Here is a 21,485-nt window from a genome sequence, read left to right on the forward strand (position 1 = left end):
TTTCAGTAAAACAGATCCCTAATTTAATAAATATCGGAGGAAGGGAAAAATTCCCGACCTCCGATTCTGTAATATTTTTTAATAAAATAGGTTTAAGACAGCCACTCTTTTACCTCATCTTGACTAGGGTTTTTAAGACCCATTTTAAGCTTTTTATTTAAACCACAAATGTCTTGATGCAATTTTGTAGGCTTTTCTTCTGTTAATGCTTCAACGGTTTGAAATCCTGCCTTTCTGATAATAGGCATCCATTCCGGAGCAATTCCCAATTCGGCAAACTTTTCGTCGTTGTCAAAAGCAGCTTTCTTTTCTGGTCGCATTTGAGGGAAGAAAAGTACATCCTGAATCGATTGTGAATTCGTCATCAGCATGGTTAATCGGTCGATACCAATCCCCATACCTGATGTTGGAGGCATGCCATATTCCAAGGCACGTACAAAATCCATATCTATAAACATTGCTTCATCATCACCTTTTTCGCTCAGTTTCATCTGCTCCTGGAATCTTTCCAACTGATCGATTGGGTCATTCAACTCAGAGTAAGCATTACAAACTTCCTTACCATTTACCATTAACTCAAAACGTTCAGTTAAATCAGGGTTTTCTCTGTGTTTCTTACAAAGAGGTGACATTTCAACAGGATAATCGGTAATGAAAGTAGGTTGAATGTAATTGCCTTCACACTTCTCACCAAAAATTTCATCAATCAATTTACCTTTTCCAAAAGTTTCATCAACTTCAATGTTTAACTGCTTACAAACATCGCGAAGCTGGTTTTCATCCATCCCGTTGATATCAATTCCAGTATGTTCTTTGATCGAGTCAATCATCGATATACGTTTGAAAGGACGTTTAAAGTCGATCTCTTTGTCTCCAACCTGAACTTTTGTTGTTCCGTGCAGATCCAAAGCAACTTTCTCAATCATTTCTTCGGTGAAATCCATCATCCAATTGTAGTCTTTGTAAGCTACATAAATCTCCATTACAGTAAACTCAGGATTGTGAGTTCTGTCCATACCTTCGTTGCGGAAGTCTTTTGCAAATTCATAAACCCCTTCGAATCCACCAACGATTAATCTTTTTAAATACAACTCGTTGGCAATACGCATGTATAAAGGAATATCCAAAGCATTGTGATGTGTAATAAACGGACGTGCCGAAGCACCACCAGGAATGGCTTGCAAGATCGGAGTTTCCACCTCAAGGTATCCTTTGCTGTTGAACAATTCTCGCATTGAGTTGATAATCTTGGTTCTTTTCAGGAATACATCCTTAACATCCGGGTTTACCACCAAGTCGACGTAACGTTGACGGTAACGCATTTCAGGATCACTAAAAGCATCGTATACTTTTCCGTCTTTTTCCTTAACAATTGGAAGAGGACGAACAGATTTTGAAAGAACAGTCATTTCGGTTGTGTGAACTGAAGTCTCACCAACCTTGGTTTTAAATACGTATCCCTTAACTCCAATGAAGTCACCAATATCCAAAAGCTTTTTAAATACTGTGTTGTAAAGAGTTTTATCCTCTTCAGGACAAATAGAATCTCTGGCAATATACACTTGTATTCTGCCTTTCGAATCCTGAAGTTCAATAAAAGAAGCCTTTCCCATAATTCTTCTGCTCATAATTCTACCTGCAATGCAAACCTCTTGTAGCTTGTTCTTTTCAGGATCGAAATCTTTCAGAATATCTGTAGAATAATTATTTACATGATATTGTGCTGCCGGAAAAGGATTGATGCCCAATTCCTGCATTTCTTTTAGGGAATTTCTTCTAACGATCTCTTGTTCACTAAGTTCTAACGCATTCATCTTAATCTCAATAAAGTTTATTCGGGTGCAAAGATATAATAACCTGAGTTCGATTAAAAATATACGCTACAGAAAGTCAGGTTTATTCAATATTCATCATTGAAAAACACATATGGAACCGAATAGGAATTGTTGAATGGGTGTTATACCGTTTTTTTATGAAATAAGCCTCCTTCTTTGGTTCGTTATAGTTTATTCTTCCTTAAAAGAGATCTCTATAGCTAAGGCTGTGTCTGTACTTTTTACCTTGGCTAAACTCAAAATTCACAGAACAATTTAAGGCTCATCTCGTGATAAAACTCTTATTATTTTATATTATTGCAGGATAAATGATGGTATTTAGATTGAATACAAATAACTATCGCGTGTGAAATCATATTAAAAACAGCTTGATTTTAAACACATATTCGATCCTTTCGAATACCTTTGCATGAATTGAAATGTTATGGTGTATTTTTTTAGGTGTTGTGGATTTTGTGTTGATAATCGGCTGTTGTTCTGGTTGTTGATTGAAATAAGAAGGAGTTGAGATGAAGATAAAAAGAAAGCCTGATTGGCTTAAAATACAGCTGCCAAAAGGTGATGATTATGCCTATGTAAATGGTATTGTTAAAGAGCATGGATTACATACAATTTGTTCGAGCGGTAAATGTCCGAATGTTGGAGAATGCTGGGGGAATGGAACAGCAACTTTTATGATTCTGGGAAATATTTGTACCCGGGCATGTAAATTTTGTAACGTACCCACAGGAAAGCCTCTTGCTGTTGATACAAAAGAGCCAAAGCGTTTGGCGCGTTCGATAAAACTAATGAATCTAAAGCATGCGGTGCTTACTTCGGTAGATCGCGATGATCTGGAAGATGGAGGATCGCGCATTTGGGCAGAATGTATCAGAGAAATAAAAGCAAGTACTCCAGCTACTACTTTGGAGGTTTTGATTCCCGATTTTAATGGGAAGCAAGAAGATGTAGATCGTGTAATCAATGAGAATCCTGAAGTGATATCTCATAATTTGGAAACGGTTCGCAGGTTAACTCCCGAGGTGAGAAGTCGCGCAAAATATGATGTGAGTCTAAAGGTGTTGAAGCAAATTGCTGATTCAGGAATTGTTGCCAAATCGGGAATTATGCTGGGACTAGGTGAAACTGAAGAGGAGATCTATCAGACCATGGATGATTTGTTGGCGGTAGGCGTAAGGGTAATGACCATTGGGCAGTACTTGCAACCCACCCGAAAACATCTTGAATTGAAAGAGTACATTACACCGGAAACATTTAAAAAATATGAACAAGTAGGCCTACAGAAAGGTTTTGCATTTGTAGAAAGTACTCCGCTTGTTCGTTCGTCATATCATGCAGAGCGACATGTAAATGCGCTTAATTTAAAGCAGGCTTTAAAAAATGATTAATACTATTTTCAGAGATCTGGGCTCAATTGACTATCCCAAAGCCTGGGACTATCAAGAAAACTTATTTCAGGAAGTATTGCAATCGAAACAGGCAAATGCCCACCTTCCTGTCGAGGAAAAAAATCTTACCAACAACTATCTGCTTTTTTGTGAGCATCCGCATGTTTATACATTGGGGAAGAGCGGCAAAGAGCAGAATATGTTGCTTAATATGTTGCAGTTGCAAGCAAAAGAAGCAAGTTTTCATAAAATAAATCGTGGTGGCGATATCACTTACCATGGCCCGGGACAAATTGTAGGCTATCCAATTTTAAACCTGGAAACCTATGATATGGGAATCAAAAAATACATCGAGACACTTGAGCAAGCAATTATGAATTGTATTGCCGATTATGGATTGGAAGGAAGTAGGCTTGATGGTGCAACAGGAGTGTGGCTAGATGTAGATACACCAAGGGTTAGAAAGATTTGTGCGATAGGTGTGCGTGTAAGCCGATGGGTAAGTATGCATGGTTTTGCATTTAATGTAAATACCGATTTAAAGTATTTTGATTACATAAATCCTTGTGGTTTTGTTGATAAAGGTGTTAGCTCATTAAAAAAAGAATTGGGTAAAGAGCTTGATATAGAAGAGGTAAAACATAACCTAAGGAATCATATCGCAAACTTTTTGATATGAAGCTGGAAATTGACTAATTTGGCTAGCTAAAATCTTGGGTATGGAAAAAAGATGGGTAATAAATGAGCCGGGCGATGAAGAAACGGTTGGCGCACTGATGGAATCATTGGGTGTTGACCAGGTGATTGCCAATCTGTTAGTTCAGAGAGGAGTCACAAGCTTCGAAATGGCCAAGGCTTTTTTTCGGCCCAGTCTTGATGATTTGCACGATCCATTCCTAATGAATGATATGAGTAAAGCGGTTGACCGCTTGGTTGATGCCATGGAGAAGCAAGAGCGTGTGATGGTATATGGCGATTACGATGTTGATGGAACAACTTCGGTAGCTCTTGTTTATTCTTATTTAAAATCGCATTTCGATTTTATAGATTATTATATTCCCGATCGCTATTCGGAAGGCTATGGGATCTCTAAAACAGGAATTGATTATGCAGCAGAGCATAAAGTGAGTTTAGTGATTGCATTAGATTGTGGAATTAAAGCGGTAGAAAAAATTGCCTATGCTAGCAATAAAGGTGTTGATTTTATCATTTGCGATCATCATACACCCGATGAAAATTTGCCTAATGCAGTGGCAGTGCTCGATCCCAAAAGAAGTGATTGCCAATATCCCTGTGATGTTCTTTCGGGTTGTGGAGTTGGCTTTAAGCTGATGCAGGGCTTGGCTGCTCGTAAAAATTGGGAGTTCGAAACTCTAATTCCTTTGCTAGATTTGTTGGCGGTGAGTATTGCCTCAGATATCGTTCCAATTACAGGTGAGAACAGGGTGTTAACTTACTTTGGATTAAAACGCTTGAATGAAAATCCCCGTTTGGGATTAAAAACAATATTGAAACTGGCTGGCGTTACCAAGGATTTAAGCGTTAACGATATTGTCTTTAAAATAGGACCTAGAATTAATGCAGCCGGGCGCATTCAGTCGGGAAATCGAGCCGTTCAATTGCTAATCGCCGAAAGGGAACAAGCGGCAACTTTAATTGGCGATACCATTAACGGATTAAATGAAGATCGTAAAGAGCTGGATCACAGCATTACCGATGATGCTTTGCAGCGTGTTGCAAAAAGCAAATCCTTGTTGCAAAAGAAAAGTACGGTTTTGTTCGATCGCAACTGGCACAAGGGTGTAATAGGAATTGTGGCATCGCGAATGATCGAAACCTATTACAAGCCAACCGTAATTCTTACCGAGTCGAATGGATTTGCAACAGGTAGTGCTCGCTCGGTTGATGGTTTTGATTTATACAATGCCATATCTTCTTGTAGCGATTTGCTCGAAAATTTTGGAGGACACAAATATGCCGCAGGTCTTACAATGAAAATTGAGAATGTTGGGATATTCCAGCAACGATTCGAAGAGTACGTTTGCGATCACATTACCGAAGATATGTTGATCCCCCAGATAAAGGTAGATGCGAGCATTAAACTATCGGATATTACACCTAAGTTTTTTCGTGTGTTAAAGCAATTCGAACCATTCGGACCCAAAAATATGACTCCTGTTTTTATCAGCGAAAATGTAGTTGACTATGGCTACAGTCGACCCGTTGGTAGAAATAAAGAGCACCTTAAATTATCGGTTGTTGATGATATACGTGAAGGTGATGTAAAAGGAGGAATTGCTTTTTCTATGGGTAATCTTTACCCAAAAATTTCCAGCGGCTCACCATTTGATGTTTGCTACTCCTTGCAAGAGAACGAATACATGGGAAAAGTAGAAACCCAACTAATGGTGCGTGATATTAAGTTTTAATTGCTGTTTGGGTTGTCAGCTATCCGTTATTGGTTGTCAATGGATAATTGTTATTTATTGGCTGAGATTTAGAATTTTCTGGGCTATATAACCATTTACAGGATGTTTGAAAGCCACTCCTTAATTTAGGTCATAATTTTATATTGCCTACTTGCCTGCTTTTAGCACTGCAATGATGTACCAACAGTACTTTTAAACCCACATTAATCGCTTATTGTCCTCTCTCCGTTTGCAGTCTACCTGATAACCGACAACCGACAACTGATAACCGGCAACTGATAACCGACAACTGACAACCGATCATTGTTTTCTATTTTTATTATCTTTGTGCCAATTTGTGAATTTTTAAAACCCATTTTATGATCCTTACTCAAGAAGCTACGGCTCCGGGATTACAGAGTCCCACAAAAAGAATTATTTTGGGAGTACAATTTCTCTTTGTTGCCTTTGGCGCAACGGTACTCGTCCCATTATTAGTTGGTATTGACCCAGCAGTTGCATTATTTACAGCAGGAATCGGAACCTTGATTTTTCATTTAATCACAAAAGGTATGGTTCCTGTTTTTTTAGGCAGTAGCTTTGCTTTTATTGCTCCAATTGTTGCTGCAACAGAACTCTACGGTTTGCCAGGTACATTATCTGGATTAATTGCAGTTGGTGTGGTTTACGGACTTGTTTCCGGAATTATCAAGATATGGGGATTACGAGTAATCGAAAAGATATTCCCTTCAATTGTAGTTGGGCCAGTCATCATGATTATAGGATTGTCATTAGCTCCGGTAGCTGTAAATATGGCAAAAACCGATTGGGTAATCTCTTCAATTGCATTGTTAACAGCCATATTGATTGTGGTGTATACCAAAGGCATGCTTAAGCTGATTCCTATATTCTCTGCCATTGTGGTTGGATATTTGGTTTCTATGATTTTAGGAAAAGTTGATTTTGCTCCAATTCAGGAAGCTGCCTGGTTTGCATTGCCAGAATTTGTTCGTCCGGAATTAAATTGGAGTGCTGTGATGTATATGATTCCTGTTGCTTTTGCTCCCATTATTGAGCATGTTGGTGACATGTATGCCATTGGTGGAGTAGCAAACAAAGAATTTGTTAAAAAACCGGGCTTGAACCGTACTTTGCTGGGTGATGGTGTTGCCACCGCTTTTGCAGGATTTTTTGGTGGACCACCAAATACTACTTATTCAGAAGTAACAGGTGCAATAGCATTGACTAAGGTAGTTGATCCAAGGGTGTTGAGAATTGCTGCGGTTACTGCATTGGTATTTTCATTAATTGGTAAGGTAAGTGCATTCCTTAAAACCATTCCCCAAGCTGTTTTGGGTGGAATTATGCTATTACTATTTGGTATGATAGCAGGTATTGGGATAAAAACCTTAATTGATGCCAAAACCGATTTTACCAAAACCAGAAATCAAGTAATTATTTCGGTTGTACTTACTGTTGGTATTGGTGGAGCACAAATTACATACGGTAACTTTTCGTTGGCAGGTATTGGTTTGGCATCGGTTGTAGGCGTGGTATTAAACCTGATATTGCCCGACAAATCAAATCCTATTAAGGGAAGTGAAGTAGACGAGTAGTTGATAGTTAGGTTTTTGTTTAAATAATTAACCTTTTTAATAAGTATTCTGTTAAAATTTATTAAATTTGATTCTGTTAACCTGAATCTTTATTTAGGTCTTAACATCCCTTTCATATATAAAGCCCCTGCGAAGGGGCTTTTTTAATTCTTTGAGAGAAAACCATTGATGGTATTTTATAATGCTCTTTGTTTTAAGTGATTTATCGCCATCATTCCCTGGTCTAAATTTTGAAAATGATCTAAATGAAGAGCTTTATTTTCTTTATTCAACAATTCAGTCAGGTAGATTGAATATTATCATCATTGTCTGCATTAACAAATTTCAATTTTGAGTTTAATCATCATTTAATGCCTTATCGGTAATTGCTCCACCAAATAAGTAACGTGAGTTCGAGGTAAAATTCGTTCACAGTTTGCACTGATTTTGAGTAGAAATTTTCTCAAATATTCGAAGGAATATCGGGATATTTCAAGAAGATTTGAGGAAATTTATGCCGAAAGCAGGCAAACACATAATGAAAAGTTCTCTTTACGACATCTTCATATTAAAAATTCCTCAAAATAGCCCGCTATTCTTTCCAAATTTTTAATGCAAATCTATCGCAAATATAACTTTCTGTGGATAGAATTTTACGTCGAACTCAGGTTAAGTAGCTTTCTTTTAAGTTTCGGTTTAAAGATGATTTCTTTTGACGTTCTGCCAAATGATCTAATTAAGGAGTCTACAATTTTAAAGTTTAACCTGCTATCGTAAAAAAAGGAATTTTAGTGAATCTGCAATTTCTTTAACAGGATCGCTAAGGTGGTTGCATTCTTTTAATATTTCCTCTTTAGTTAAAGCAATTCCATTTTCATCCGCTTTAGTAAAGACTTCTACATAATCAGAAGCTTCATTCCTGTTCCTATAAGGATATATTAATTCTATTATTTCCTGTATAGTTTTAAGTGTATCATTCGATGATGGCGTAAACTCACGTTATTATAAATTTTGTTTGCTTCATTTCTTAAGATTTAATTACTATTCCACTTTATTTTTATTCCATTTTTCTGTAAAAGGTAACCCCCTTGATATGTGTTGTAAAACACTTGTAGCGCATTTGTTTTGTAAAGTACTGGAAATGCATTGTAACTCTTATGAATTTCGGATGTTTGTGTTGCATATAATTATTCTAAATAAAAAATCAATTTGCATATCATTTTAATGTTTACTAGTTTCAGGTGTTGATTTTATTAAAGGAACTACAACTAATATATTGGAGAGATTTAATTATTTTGAAATTATAATTTATGACTATTAAATATTACACATGTATTGAAATTTTTAGACCGGGTGTGTTGTGCTTTTAATTTGCATATCATATGTAGTAATAATTTTTTAAATTTTATATTATGGAATACTCCTTGTATGATTGTATGTTAACCAAAGACAATCCCCATGATAAACTTGGGAAAGTGACAAACCAAAAGCCTAGAGGCTTTAAAAAATTATTGGATGACCTTACTGGTCCGGGTTCTATTTTAAAGGAAACGGAGTCGAAGGCTGTGATCGATAAGTATTGGGAAACCATTACCCAATATGTAAGCGAAGGGTATGCTTATCACGATGATTATATTAGTGTGAATTTGGATATCGCAGGTGTTTTCGAGGATGAGAATGATAGGTTCGATCCATCGCGTCATAGTATTAATGTGAGCATTGTGCCATGTAATAACCTAAAGGCAGCTACTCAAAACATTAAGCCAACTTATGTGGAACCTAACAACGAAATACCAGTTATTCAAAAAGTATATGATTGGGGTACTGAGAAAATCGATGAATTTCTTACACCGGGAGCTGCACTTGAAATAGAAGGCAAGGCACTTAAGATTTACGAGGATGTAGATGGACAAGGTGTATTTTTCATCAACAAAGCCGACGGAGTTGAAACCAAGGGTTCTATGCCAAAATTGAACGAACCTAAGAAACTATCGCTGAAAGTTCCTGCTCTAAATCCGGGAGAATACAGGATTGAAATTCGAAATACTACCAGGTTTGGAAAGTCGATGCGAATAGGAATATCAACCGCATATTATACCGTGCAATAAATACAGCTTCTTTAATTTGCTTACAACTGCCCGTATCTGTGTTTAAGGTGCGGGCTTTATGGTTATTTGTTTTTGTTTCTACCATGTTGTTAGGATATCAGGGGTAGGATACTACCGATATCCTGACCATGATACGGTCGATATCAAGGGTATGATTCTATAGATACCCTGACCATGATACTATCGATATTAGGGGTGTGATTATATCGACCCTAAAGATGTCGTAAAGAGAACTTTCCATTATGTGTTTGTCTGCTTTAGGCATAAATTTCCTCAAATCTTCTTGAAATATCCCGATATTCCTTCGAAAATTTGATAAAATTTCTACTCAAAATCAGATCAAACTGTGAACGAATTTTATGTCGAACTCACCTTAATAAAGTGGTTTACTAAAGATGATACATATCCACGGCCAGAATGGGTAAAGAGAGCATCAAACTTTTTTTTATGTCTTTTTAGTGTTTTGTTGATATATCAAACAGGAGTTTACTTCGACTTCATTCAAGGAATTACATACAGTCCACAGCTTAGTTTAATAGAGAATATAAGTCTTAATCAGTTAATCATCCTTTTGGCTTCATGTGCAGTATTTGTAAATATATTCTGGATTTTATTTAGTGTGGCTCAAATAGGAACAAAGTGGGTGTTAAATGTTTTAAATCAGACAAATAGACTGATTAGCTTGATGGCTCTATTACATCCTTAGCTAATATTAGACAGCAGCAAAGTGAAAAATTTGTTTCATTCTTGTTCTTGATATCGAGATTGATACCTGCTAAATTCGAAGTTTGTTCTTATGTTTTCTTTGATTAAAAAAACTTGAGATTGCTTAAATAAAGCGAATTTGATGCAAATTATGTATTAAATGATTTATGAAAACGATTTTTCTAAGCAAAAATCCCTCTCTACATAAGGTAAAGAGGGATTTTGAATATGGAAAATTCTATTTTGAACCTTGTGCTATCAATTAGGCAAAATAGAACTTGATAATAAACAATGCTGCGATTACAATCATTACCGGACTGATTTCTTTGTAACGGCCAGTAAGCAATTTTAAGATTACGAAAGATAACATCCCAAATACAATACCATCAGCAATGCTAAAAGTTAATGGCATCATAATGATACATAGGAATGCAGGAATGGCTTCGGTAAAGTCGTTCAGGTCAACCTTTATAATTGGCGACATCATAAATAAGCCAACAATGACCAAAGCTGGAGCAGTTGCAGCTGAAGGAATCATGACAAATACCGGGGCAAATAACAATGCCAATGCAAACATACCTGCGGTGGCAAGTGCGGTCATACCTGTTTTGCCGCCTTCCGATACACCTGCAGCACTCTCAACGTAAGTGGTTACGGTTGAAGTCCCCAAGATTGATCCAAAGAAAGTACCAACAGCATCAGCAAAAAGAGCTTGCTTTACGCGAGGAACACGACCTTCTTGATCCAACATGTCAGCTTTAGAAGCAACACCAACCAAAGTTCCTACAGTATCGAACATGTCTACAAATAGGAATGTGAATAGCACAACTGCCATATCAATGGTGAAGATTTGTGAGAAATCGAACTGGAAGAAGATGGGCGAAATGGATGGAGGAACACTTACAAACTTATAATTTTCAGGCATGTGTGCTACTCCTAAAAGTAAAGCCAATACGGTTGAGAAAAGAATTCCGATTAAAAGAGAGCCTTTTACCTTTCTTGCAAAAAGAATACCTGTAAGCAGGATACCAACTAAACCAACAATAACACTCGGACTTTTCATATCGCCAAGACTTACTAAGGTTGCAGGGTTGTCAACAATTACACCAGCACCTTTTAATCCTATAAATGCAATAAAAAGTCCAATACCTACCGATACCGAATGTTTAAGGTTTAGCGGAATGGAGTTAACGATTAGCTCTCGAATGTTGAATGCTGTAAGAACAAGGAATATAATACCTTCAAGAAATACTGCTGTTAAAGCAAATTGCCAGCTGTATCCCATTCCTAATACTACTGTAAATGCAAAGAAGGCATTCAATCCCATACCTGGAGCCAATGCGAAAGGAAGTTTGGCGACCAAAGCCATTACTAATGTTGCTATAATAGCCGAAATTGCCGTTGCTGTAAACACAGCACCTTTATCCATTCCGGTAGCACTTAAAATATCCGGATTAACCGCAAGGATGTATGCCATGGTCATAAATGTGGTGATACCGGCAACAATCTCGGTGCGTAGGGTGGAACCCTGCTTGCTAATATTAAAAAACTTATCTAACATGATTGTTTGTTTTTAAATGATTTGATTAAAAATTCCACTTCACTGCAAGGGTTGGACGAACTTTGAAATCGTCACCAGCAAAGTTGTTAGAGATTTCAATCTCGCCACCTAAAGAAAGATTTTTTGTTGCGTTATACCAGAACTGAGGCTCAGTTAAGAATACTAATTCATCAGAAACACCTACAGCATCTTCATCAGCATTTTCCGACCATAAATCAGCAAAACCAGAGAAAGTAATTTTACCGTCGAAAAAGTTTACGTACCAAGTACCAGTAATTTGGAAGTTAGCTTCACCTGCATCTTTAATCGCTTTGTAACCTGCATAAGTTGAGAATCCACATTTAGCACCACCTTTAGCATAGTTTAAACCGAAAATCCATGCATCGTTAATAGTGTAACCAAAATCACCAATTGGAGTTTCTGCATTTCCAACACCACCATTATACTCAATGTGCAGACCGATAGGCATTTTTTCTGTTTTCAATACACGTGCAATTTCATAATAACCTTGGTTGATACCATTTTCAGCATCGTAATCAAAATCAACGAAAGTAAAAGTGTTACCCCATTTATCAACCTTAAACATTTCAAATGTTGAAGTAAACTGACCTCTGTCGAAATCGCGGTGTAACTGAAAGTTTTGTGCATTAGCAGCAAAAGAAACCAAAACAGCGAAGATTGTAATTAATTTTTTCATAATAGATGATTGTTTGATAGAAATTAATAGGTAAAAAATATAATAAAATGCTTGTTTAAGTCTTAGTGATCTCTTTTAAGTGCCTGACTACCCTGGGGCAACCAGTTCCTTTTAACTTTTTATAGGATTGATGCCCCGACGCAATTAAAATGCAATTGCATTTCAACTGTTTCGCAACTTCGTAATCATGAGTGGTGTCGCCCAAAAGACAGACTTCATTGGCTTGTAGATTGTGTTTTTGCATCAATTGTAAACCATTCTCAATTTTCGAACTTGCGTAGATGTTATCAATACCTAATATTTCTTCGAAATACTTGGTGATATCCTCATTGCGAGTAGAATCATCAAGCATTTTTTGTTCCATGGCTGATAAGATAAACTGCATTTTACCCTCTTTGTTAAAATGCGAAAGCAAATCGATAGCTTCCGGAAATATTGCCGATTGAGGCAGTAATGAGGTATAATTTTCGATATACTCGTTTGCTGTTTGATCCCAATCTTCGGTTTTAAAATTAAACCCTACTGCTTCGTAATAGCTTTTTACCGGAAAAGTAAATACTTCCCGATAAGCTTTGGTGCTTAGTAAAGGCAAATCTCTTTTGTGTAGCATTTTATTGATGCTCAGAACTCCTATTGCTAAATCGTCGAGAATTGTTCCGTTGTAATCCCAAATTATGCTTTTAAAATCTATCATTGTACTGTGATTTTAGGGTTTGAGATTGCTCCAATACATGCTTTTGTTACTGAATGTAAATCGGAAGGATTTATTTTGATCTGTTTGCCTCTAATTCCTGCACTAATTAGAATGTAATCTAATGCTAGTGCAGACTGATCGAGATAAATAGGGTAGTCTTTCTTCATGCCAAGGGGAGAACATCCACCACGGATGTAACCGGTAAGTTCCTGAATGTTTTTCATGGGAACCATAGCGCATTTTTTGTTTCCACTGATTTGCGCAATGGTTTTAAGCTTGAGTTCTGATGAACCAGGTATGCAGGCTACAATCACTCCCGTTTTGTCTCCTGAAAGCACAAGTGTTTTGTAGATCTGACGAATATGCTGACCCGTTTTTTCGGCTACACGTTCAGCTCCCAGTTCAACAGGATCTGTATCGTAATCGATAATTGCATATTCTATGTTTGCCCGATCTAAAATGCGAGCTGCATTGGTTTTCTTCATCCTTTCGTTTTTTGGCCCAATCTCGAAGTTTCTCTTCTTAAATTAGGAATTACCAGTTTCCCAGATGATATTTTGAATGAGCGGCAAAAATAGTAAAAAAAATAGATTTCAAAATTGTTTCAGGTTCAATTGCATTGGTGATTTGTTTTAGACGGCTTGTTTTTACAGTGATTTAGAAATTTAAGTATTTGATAGTTTTAATTTTTAATGAATTAAAATTGGAAGGGTTTTGTGCTTCGACCCTAGTGTAAAGAATGCTAATTCCCCGAACTAATTTTTTGACCTATTTTCCTTTCTACTGCGTTAAGCTTTTTCGCCGTAGCTACGGCTATGCCTGTAAACCTTGCCTTGTAAAAAGAAAAATATTTTCAAAAACTTTAATTCGTTTTATTAACACTCTTCACACTAGGCTTCAAAAAAATATCTTATATACTTTAACGTCGAACTCACCTTACTTTAAACTAAGGGTATACAAACTTATTTTTTTGGTGAATTTGTTGTGATTTATTCATAAATTGCTGATGCGTAAAGTTTTAACTGAATTATGGTAGTGATTGAGGCTCATATCGTTCCTGAAGGAACAGAAAGTATGCGTTTGCAAGAATATGCATTGGGTATATTCTCTGCAATAAATACCAATCAAGGAGTAAAAAAAGCAATTAAACGTGGTTTAATCAGAGTAAATGGGGTGCAAGCGTCAACAGGATTATGGGTAAAACCGGGCTTTAAAATTGAGCTTTGCGATCTGGAACTTCCGCCTGCTAAGATTTACAGACTGAGGCTTGAGGTTGTTTATGAGGATGATAATATTGCGATTGTGAACAAACCTGGTGGTATTTCGGTTAGTGGGAATCAGTTTAGAACCGTTCAAAATGCTTTGCCATTTAATTTGCGTCCATCGATGAGGAAAAATGCTCTTTCGGTGTTTAGACCTGTTCATCGCATTGATAACCCAACCTGTGGACTGTTATTGGTTGCCAAAACTCAAGATGCATCTGCCAAACTTGGTCAGCAGTTTCAGAACAGAGCAGTTAGGAAAAGGTATAGGGCGGTAGTTATAGGATCGATGCCCAACAAGGGGAAAATAGATATGCAAGTTGATGATAAAGATGCAATAAGTGCGTTTGAATTGGTGAAATGCTCGCCCTCAATTCGAAATAGGTTTTTAAGTCTGCTTGATCTGTATCCCGAGACAGGAAGAACACACCAGCTAAGAATTCATATGGCAGCTCTGGGCAATCCGATTTTGGGTGATAAGATTTATGGAACGGAAGGAGAGGTTCTTAAAGGAAAAGGATTGTTTCTGTGTGCAGCGGGTTTGCAATTCACTCACCCCGAAACAGGCGAGGAGATGAAGATTTCTATCGAACCTCCATCTAAATTCGAACGATTTATGCAGATGGAAGAAAAACGATGGGAGAAATATAAGGCTGAGACAGAAACGGTTTAATTGTTATTCCTCATAAAATGCATCAATCCCCGGATATTCAAACTTTTTAATTGCCATTTCCTGCGGGAAAATCATGTATTGCACTTCGGCTTCCGAGCAAACTTTTCCTTGCAGATCTGTAATTTCAGCATGAATATTGGCAAATCTTTTGTTCTTCGAAACCAATCTGCCTCGAACCCTTAGTTTTCCTTTATCGGTAAAAGCTGAATTTTTGAATTTGGCATTTAATGCGGTAGTTACTCCTGCTGTTTCGCATTTCACAAAAACTACCCAACACGCAATCTCATCAAGAATAGTGGTTTGTATTCCTCCGTGCAGAACATTCTTAAATCCCGAAAAGTGAGTTTTAGGCTCCCATTCGGAAACAATATACTCGCCATCTTCAAAGAATTCCATTTGTAAGCCTTGCTCGTTATCCGGCGAACAGCCGAAGCATTTACCGTTTTCGGTAGAACGATATGGGTTGATGATCTTTTTCATGATGCTTGATTTTTAAGTGCTCGAAAGTACAACAAGAATTTGATTGAGAAAAATCTAGAAGTTGAATTTTAATTGAGCTTTGAAATCTGATTTCGTATTGCCATGAATCAAAGAAGTGCCGGTTCCAATGCGTTCACTTTTCGAGTATTTTGTCTGGGCATACCTGGCATATAGGGTAAGCTTATTATTGATTTTATAATTCAGATTCAAATAAAATCGACTTCCTTTATTGTAATAGGCAGGGATGGAATAGGCGTATAAGATATCGTTTTCGTAGGCATAAATTCTTGTGTTGTATGAATCGGTATCAAACAGTGCGTAACGTAAACTAATATTTAGGGGGAATTCAGGAAAATGATAAATCAAATCCTGATAAATTAGAAAGCCGTTTTCGTTTTGTTCTGCCTGCTTGTATTGTGAAAATTCAATTCTGTTTCTAATTTCCCAATTTGTTGCTGGTTTTGATGATAAATGCAGGCGGTATTGAGTTTTTTCGAATTCAACAGGAGTGTTGATAAAGCTAGAAGGCATATTATCTGCTTTGTTTTCTTGTTTGTACCTAAAATACACCGATAGCTTTTCGTTTTGGGTGTATTCTATTTCCGAAAAATACTCGTGTCCTTTGCTTGGTGAGTTGGCGGACTGTCTTAGCCAGGGAAACTCAAACTGATCGTAGTATGCTTTAATCGTCCACTTTGGAAAAGGATGAAAATCAATACCAAAATACAAACCTTCCTCGTTTTGATTTCTACTTTGTTCCGAAAATGAATTAGCGAAGAGTGCATGATAGTCTTTGTCATATTTTCGGTATATGGCTTCTAGGCTCAATTGTGGGTGAATTTGAATATTTGCAGCTTGCAAAATGCCTAAGCCTCCCGATTTCGATTTGGCAACTTCGGCAAAAAGATGGATGTGGTTGATTTGGCTTTGGTAGGTGAAGCTTAAGTTGTAATTGTCTTGCCCCCGAAAGTTATATGTAGAATAAGCTTTTTCTTGGATTTTAATTTCAGGCGAGAAAGAGTAATAAACATAACAAATGCCAAATTCGCTGCTCTTTAAGTTCCACATAAGATATCCTCCAAGCAGTTTTTCTTCTAAAGCATCTTTTTTGTTTAGTTCATTGCGATTTCGGTGTAGTCCGGTATTTACAATTCTGGATACAAATGATGAAATAGTATCAGATTTGGTGCTTGCATCAATCTTCTTTAACGATCCGAAGGCAGCCAGATTGACTCCTTTTGTTGGAGCAACAAGAATAGAAGCACCTCTAAAAAAACGATTTTCGTCGCTTGATTTATATGCTCTAATCCCTTGATATTTTCGAGCATTTTGAGTGGTAAAAGAAGATTTATTTCCTCCCATTCCGGTCCATAAACTTAAGCCTTGCCCAAACTTAATTTGGTAGTCGCCCAAATTGATTTGTTGAATAAATCCCCTAAATTGTTTTTGAAGATGAATGGAATAGAAATCAAAGCCATTTTGATTATCATCTTTAAAGAAAGGTTCACCTTTATCGTTCTCGGCGGTAAAGCCGAAATTTATGCCGGATTTAGGATCTTGCAGTTGATATCTGCTGTAATATTTCCATGAATCTCCCAAATATTTTGAGTTCACCTTGGTAGAGGTGTAACCTGCTTCTTTTTCGAAATTGTGCTCTGTTCGCAACAGAAGAAGATGTTTCCCTGATTTTGAATCTTGTGATTTTAAATTTGTTTTGCTTGCGATCATTGGAGCAATTATTCGAACCAAATCAGATGAAAAACCGTTTATTAACTGCAATTCGTAAATACTTAAGATTTCTCCATTTTCATCCCTGTACTTTAACAATTGTTCTATCTGATTTCGATTAAGAAGGTGGAGTTTTTGTAGTTCGTAAAAACTTGCTGTATTAATGTTTAATGGGTTTTGTGTTAGTCGGGTAATTTCTTCTAAAAGATTGGTGTAATCTGAATTTTCTTCTTCCTGTTCGGCAATATTTTCGATAATTCGTTCAATTAAGTCTTGTTCGCTAGTTGTATTTTGTGATTGAGATACCAGAGTGCATGATAGCATAATCACAAATAGTATTTTGATTCGTAAATGTTTCATGATATGGGTTTAGAATTGGAAGCTTAGGTCGGCAGAAGGAGTATACCCCAAAACGGGATGGCGAGCAAATGCAATATTCGCTTTAAAATGGGGAAAACTAAATCCGAAACCCATGCTTGCAGAATTGGGATGATTGTAGAAACCAGCTCGTAGAAATAGCTTTTTGTTTACAGGATATTCTATTCCTGTTTTTATTTGTAAGTCTTGATCTATGTCTTTAAAAACTTCAGAACTAATTATCGAGCCATTGGATAAAACCCATGAAAATCCTAAGCTTCCAGTGGTGGAAATTTTATCATCGTAATCCCAGGTTTGGAATCTTTCCTGCGTTGGATTCGAAACTTGGAAGCCCAAATAAAAGTTAGGACTGATTTTGGCTAACAGACCAATCTCAAATGTGTATTTTGATTGTGATCCGTATTCCGCTTTCAGCTCTTTTTTTAATTGATTGAATAGTAATCCGGCCCAGAAATTTTTACCTAAAGCTTTGGCATATGCAATTCCAAGTTTGGATTCTTTATAAAGATCAAAGCCGTATTGTGTATAAACTCCGGCAAATGTACCAAGTTTACCAGGTATGTTTACGTGTAATGATTTGGAGCTAAGTTCTTTGTTCGAGAATCTGTTTTCGTAATATGCACCAAAGGATTTTTTCGTTAAAAGTGCTAGTGCGGCAGGATTGTGGAAACCAGACCACTCATCGTAAACAGCAACAAATGCATTACCCATTGCAAATGATCTTGCCCCGGCGGGCCTGTTTTCTGTTGTGCCGAAAACTTTAAAAGAGGAAATAAGAAGACTTAATAATACTAGTTTGCGCATTGTAAATTTGTAAATAATTACTGTTCGAAAAAGTAAAATCAAGATAAACAGTAGTTCTTCTTAATTCTAAATTTCTTATAAATACGCTCTGAATAGTAAACTTGCTTAGGCTGTTTGGCCTGTGGTTGAATAAAAGTTGTGTTTAAATTATAAAAAAAATCTGCACATCATAACGAAATGCAGATTTATTTTAATAAAAGGGATTATGCTTTTTTAGTTGGTTTTGTAGTCGTACTTAACAGTCGACAGCTCATCGTTTGCTTTAACGATTTTATCTTTCAATCCTTCTTTAAAATCAATTACAGCTTCTTGTAATTTTTCATCACCAACAGCAAGAATTTGTGCTGCTAAAATACCCGCATTCATTGCTCCGTTAATAGCAACAGTTGCCACCGGAATTCCTGGAGGCATTTGAGCAATACTTAAAAGAGCATCCATTCCATCAAGTGATGCTTTAATTGGAACTCCAATAACAGGAATCGTAGTCATTGCAGCAATTACACCTGGTAAATGAGCCGCCATTCCTGCGCCGGCAATGATTGCTTGAATACCATTTTCTTTAGCATTTTTAGCAAATTTTTCAACTTGTTCCGGAGTTCTGTGTGCAGATAATGCGTTGATCTCGAAAGGGATTTTAAAATCGTTTAGAACTTTTGCTGCTTTTTCCATGACTGGCAGATCGGATGTGCTGCCCATTATAATGCTTACTTTTGCTTTCATATGCTTTTAATTTCGTGGATTTAATAAATAAAATGACAAAAAATTGTACTTTTGCAGCCAAATCAGAAATTGTTTTAATTCTAAATTGAGAACCTGCATCTGTCGCTAATTTATTGGCGTAAAAATGAAAAAAAAATATGTATGTTCCATGTGGAGTTGAAACATTTTTTATTTACTGATTCGAAGATAGATAATATTGCAATAACGATAGCTTAGGGCATCCGCCTTAATCATCCGATAATTCGAAGTTTTTTGATGGAGGGAAATCGGACAACAAAGACAAATTATTAAAGACCAATGAAAACTGTAAAACTTCTTGATCGAGAATTTCGAGTATCGATTCCTGCTGAGGAAATTGATAAAGTAATAGCCCAAATGGCTGAAAAAATGAATAAGGAATTGGCAGGAAAAGATCCTTTGTTCATCTGCATTTTAAATGGTTCATTCATGTTTGCATCAGATTTGATGAAACAAATTACTGTTGAGAATTCACAAATAACCTTTATGCGTTTGTCGTCGTACGAGGGAACCAATACCACAGGAAAAGTAAAAAAATTAATGGGCTTTACCGAAGATTTGAAAGATCGTACAGTTGTGTTATTAGAGGATATTGTTGATACAGGAATCACAATTTCGAATACGCTTGAGCAAATTAAAGGCTATGAAGCGAAAGAAATTTTGGTAGCAACCATGCTGTTTAAACCAGACGCATTAATAAGAGATGTGAAATTACACTATGTAGGTATGGATATTCCTAATGATTTTATTGTTGGCAGAGGATTGGACTATGATGGAATGGGAAGAAATCTGCCGGATATCTATACAGTAATTGAGTAAATAATGTTGAATATTGTTTTGTTTGGGCCTCCGGGGTCGGGAAAAGGGACGCAGTCGAAATTATTACAAGAAAAGTTTGGGTTAATTCACTTGTCCACAGGAGATGTTTGTAGAGAGGAAATTAAAAAAGCTACCCCAGAAGGGTTGGAAGCTAAGCGATTAATTGATGGGGGTAACTTTTTTCCCGATAAGTTGGCATATCGTATTGTAGAGAAATTTATCGATTCAAATAACAAGGCAAAAGGATTTGTTTATGATGGAATGCCTAGGCATGTTGGTCAGATTCCAGTATTTGCAGATGTGCTTGCCAAGCGAAATAGTATTGTTGATATTGTGATCGAGCTAAAGGTAGAAGAAGAGGAATTGATTCAGCGCTTGCTGAAACGAGGTGAAACTTCTGGGCGACCAGACGATAGCGGGCGCAAAGTAATCGAAAAGCGTTTACGAATATATGATGATGTAACTGCGCCAATTGCAGAAGAATATAAAAAAGCGGGAGTATATTTTTCTGTTAATGCCATGGGATCTATGCAGGAGGTTTTGGAAAGAATTTCGAAATTACTAGAAGAGAAGTTATCGCTTAAGCCTGAATTTTCCAAGTTAAGCTAGAAAATAAAAACTATGTCGGGATCTAATTTTGTTGATTACGTAAAGATTTTTTGTAGATCGGGAGCTGGTGGAAATGGCTCAACACATCTTCATCGTGATAAATTAACGATGAAAGGAGGTCCTGATGGTGGTGACGGTGGTCGTGGTGGCCATATCATTATTCGTGCAAATGCTCAGCTTTGGACTTTAATTCACCTGAAATTTAGTCGCCATGTATTTGCTGGTGATGGCGGATCGGGAAGCCAGAGCAGGAGTACAGGATTTGATGGTGAAGATAAGGTGATTGAAGTGCCTCTGGGGACGCTTGCTCGCGACGCGGAAACTGGAGAGGTGATTTTTGATGTTACCGAAGATGGGGAAGAAAAAATTCTTGTAAAAGGAGGACGTGGTGGTCTTGGAAACTGGAATTTTAGATCATCTACCAATCAAACTCCAAGATATGCTCAAACAGGAGAAGAAAGAGTTGAGCGCTCGGTTATTTTAGAACTAAAAGTTCTTGCAGATGTTGGTTTGGTTGGTTTTCCCAGTGTTGGAAAATCTACACTTCTTTCGGTTGTTTCAGCTGCAAAACCAAAAATTGCCGAATATCATTTTACCACACTGGTTCCTAATCTTGGAATTGTAGCCTATCGAGACGATCGTTCATTTATTATGGCCGATATCCCAGGAATTATTGAAGGAGCTCATGAAGGCAGAGGATTAGGTTTGCGCTTCTTACGTCATATCGAGCGAAATTCAGTCCTTTTGTTCATGATAGCCTCCGATAGTAATGATATTCACAATGAATACAAGGTATTGCTAAACGAACTAAAACAATTTAATCCGGAATTGTTGGATAAACAGAGACTATTAGCCATTACCAAATCAGATATGTTGGATGAGGAATTAATGGAAGAAATAAAGCAAGATCTGCCTGATGTTCCATGTGTTTTTATATCTTCAGTGGCTCAGAAAGGAATCATGGAATTAAAGGACATGATCTGGAAAGCAATAAACGAATAAA

At 36.9% G+C, this 21,485-nt stretch carries 18 protein-coding genes; 9 read left to right on the forward strand and 9 right to left on the reverse strand.

What is annotated here, in order from left to right:
• Nucleotides 1-92 precede the first annotated feature (92 nt).
• Nucleotides 93-1,814, reverse strand: a complete 1,722-nt coding sequence (lysS, locus tag ACO05S_RS10880) for a lysine--tRNA ligase (protein ID WP_421918040.1) — start codon at nucleotides 1,812-1,814, stop codon at nucleotides 93-95.
• 530 nt (nucleotides 1,815-2,344) lie between these two features.
• Here lysS and lipA point away from each other — a divergent pair.
• The 5 genes from lipA to ACO05S_RS10905 all read left to right on the forward strand — a co-directional run bounded on the left by lipA (nucleotide 2,345) and on the right by ACO05S_RS10905 (nucleotide 9,334).
• Nucleotides 2,345-3,223, forward strand: coding sequence for a lipoyl synthase (lipA, locus tag ACO05S_RS10885; RefSeq protein WP_421918041.1), 879 nt, complete (start codon nucleotides 2,345-2,347; stop codon nucleotides 3,221-3,223).
• Nucleotides 3,216-3,902: a lipoyl(octanoyl) transferase LipB gene (lipB, locus tag ACO05S_RS10890; protein WP_421918042.1), complete on the forward strand. Its 687-nt coding sequence runs from the start codon at nucleotides 3,216-3,218 to the stop codon at nucleotides 3,900-3,902. The genes lipA and lipB overlap by 8 nt, the downstream gene beginning before the upstream one ends.
• A gap of 40 nt (nucleotides 3,903-3,942) precedes the next feature.
• Entirely contained in the window at nucleotides 3,943-5,652 is a 1,710-nt protein-coding gene (gene recJ, locus ACO05S_RS10895) for a single-stranded-DNA-specific exonuclease RecJ (RefSeq protein WP_421918043.1), read from the forward strand.
• A gap of 359 nt (nucleotides 5,653-6,011) precedes the next feature.
• On the forward strand, nucleotides 6,012-7,247 hold the full coding sequence (locus ACO05S_RS10900; RefSeq protein ID WP_421918044.1) for a uracil-xanthine permease family protein: 1,236 nt from the start codon (nucleotides 6,012-6,014) through the stop codon (nucleotides 7,245-7,247).
• A 1,391-nt stretch (nucleotides 7,248-8,638) separates the two neighbouring features.
• The gene (locus tag ACO05S_RS10905; protein WP_421918045.1) at nucleotides 8,639-9,334 is read left to right on the forward strand and encodes a DNA-binding domain-containing protein; all 696 of its coding nucleotides are present in this window, start codon (nucleotides 8,639-8,641) and stop codon (nucleotides 9,332-9,334) included.
• A 967-nt stretch (nucleotides 9,335-10,301) separates the two neighbouring features.
• Here the strand turns inward: ACO05S_RS10905 and ACO05S_RS10910 are convergent.
• From ACO05S_RS10910 to ybaK, 4 genes are read right to left on the reverse strand one after another with little or no spacing between them, the layout of a single operon-like run.
• Nucleotides 10,302-11,600 (reverse strand): NCS2 family permease, encoded by a 1,299-nt coding sequence (locus tag ACO05S_RS10910; RefSeq protein WP_421918046.1) that lies wholly within the window; start codon nucleotides 11,598-11,600, stop codon nucleotides 10,302-10,304.
• A gap of 25 nt (nucleotides 11,601-11,625) precedes the next feature.
• Nucleotides 11,626-12,297 carry a DUF5020 family protein gene (locus tag ACO05S_RS10915; RefSeq protein ID WP_421918047.1) on the reverse strand — a complete coding sequence of 224 codons (672 nt, stop codon included), beginning with the start codon at nucleotides 12,295-12,297 and terminating at the stop codon, nucleotides 11,626-11,628.
• A 55-nt stretch (nucleotides 12,298-12,352) separates the two neighbouring features.
• The gene (locus ACO05S_RS10920; protein WP_421918048.1) at nucleotides 12,353-12,991 is read right to left on the reverse strand and encodes an HAD family hydrolase; all 639 of its coding nucleotides are present in this window, start codon (nucleotides 12,989-12,991) and stop codon (nucleotides 12,353-12,355) included.
• Nucleotides 12,988-13,476: a Cys-tRNA(Pro) deacylase gene (ybaK, locus tag ACO05S_RS10925; RefSeq protein ID WP_421918049.1), complete on the reverse strand. Its 489-nt coding sequence runs from the start codon at nucleotides 13,474-13,476 to the stop codon at nucleotides 12,988-12,990. The genes ACO05S_RS10920 and ybaK overlap by 4 nt, the downstream gene beginning before the upstream one ends.
• A gap of 544 nt (nucleotides 13,477-14,020) precedes the next feature.
• Between ybaK and ACO05S_RS10930 the strand changes: the two genes are divergently transcribed.
• Complete coding sequence (locus tag ACO05S_RS10930) at nucleotides 14,021-14,926, forward strand: RluA family pseudouridine synthase (RefSeq protein WP_421918050.1); 906 nt, start codon at nucleotides 14,021-14,023, stop codon at nucleotides 14,924-14,926.
• 3 nt (nucleotides 14,927-14,929) lie between these two features.
• Here the strand turns inward: ACO05S_RS10930 and ACO05S_RS10935 are convergent, their stop codons facing one another.
• The 4 genes from ACO05S_RS10935 to purE all read right to left on the reverse strand — a co-directional run bounded on the left by ACO05S_RS10935 (nucleotide 14,930) and on the right by purE (nucleotide 19,036).
• Complete coding sequence (locus tag ACO05S_RS10935; RefSeq protein ID WP_421918051.1) at nucleotides 14,930-15,406, reverse strand: PaaI family thioesterase; 477 nt, start codon at nucleotides 15,404-15,406, stop codon at nucleotides 14,930-14,932.
• A 54-nt stretch (nucleotides 15,407-15,460) separates the two neighbouring features.
• On the reverse strand, nucleotides 15,461-17,494 hold the full coding sequence (locus ACO05S_RS10940; protein WP_421918052.1) for a helix-hairpin-helix domain-containing protein: 2,034 nt from the start codon (nucleotides 17,492-17,494) through the stop codon (nucleotides 15,461-15,463).
• Nucleotides 17,495-17,503: 9 nt separating this feature from the next.
• Nucleotides 17,504-18,316 carry a hypothetical protein gene (locus ACO05S_RS10945; protein ID WP_421918053.1) on the reverse strand — a complete coding sequence of 271 codons (813 nt, stop codon included), beginning with the start codon at nucleotides 18,314-18,316 and terminating at the stop codon, nucleotides 17,504-17,506.
• A 213-nt stretch (nucleotides 18,317-18,529) separates the two neighbouring features.
• Entirely contained in the window at nucleotides 18,530-19,036 is a 507-nt protein-coding gene (purE, locus tag ACO05S_RS10950) for a 5-(carboxyamino)imidazole ribonucleotide mutase (protein ID WP_421918054.1), read from the reverse strand.
• A gap of 297 nt (nucleotides 19,037-19,333) precedes the next feature.
• Between purE and hpt the strand changes: the two genes are divergently transcribed.
• From hpt to obgE, 3 genes are read left to right on the forward strand one after another with little or no spacing between them, the layout of a single operon-like run.
• A complete protein-coding gene (gene hpt / locus ACO05S_RS10955; protein WP_421918055.1) occupies nucleotides 19,334-19,873 on the forward strand; it encodes a hypoxanthine phosphoribosyltransferase in 540 nt (179 codons plus the stop codon).
• Between the two features lie 3 nt (nucleotides 19,874-19,876).
• Entirely contained in the window at nucleotides 19,877-20,482 is a 606-nt protein-coding gene (locus tag ACO05S_RS10960) for an adenylate kinase (RefSeq protein ID WP_421918056.1), read from the forward strand.
• 12 nt (nucleotides 20,483-20,494) lie between these two features.
• Nucleotides 20,495-21,484 carry a GTPase ObgE gene (gene obgE, locus ACO05S_RS10965; RefSeq protein WP_421918057.1) on the forward strand — a complete coding sequence of 330 codons (990 nt, stop codon included), beginning with the start codon at nucleotides 20,495-20,497 and terminating at the stop codon, nucleotides 21,482-21,484.
• Nucleotide 21,485: the final 1 nt, after the last annotated feature.

It is taken from the genome of Marinifilum sp. (genome assembly GCF_965230805.1).
Classification (GTDB): Bacteria; Bacteroidota; Bacteroidia; order Bacteroidales; family Marinifilaceae; genus Marinifilum.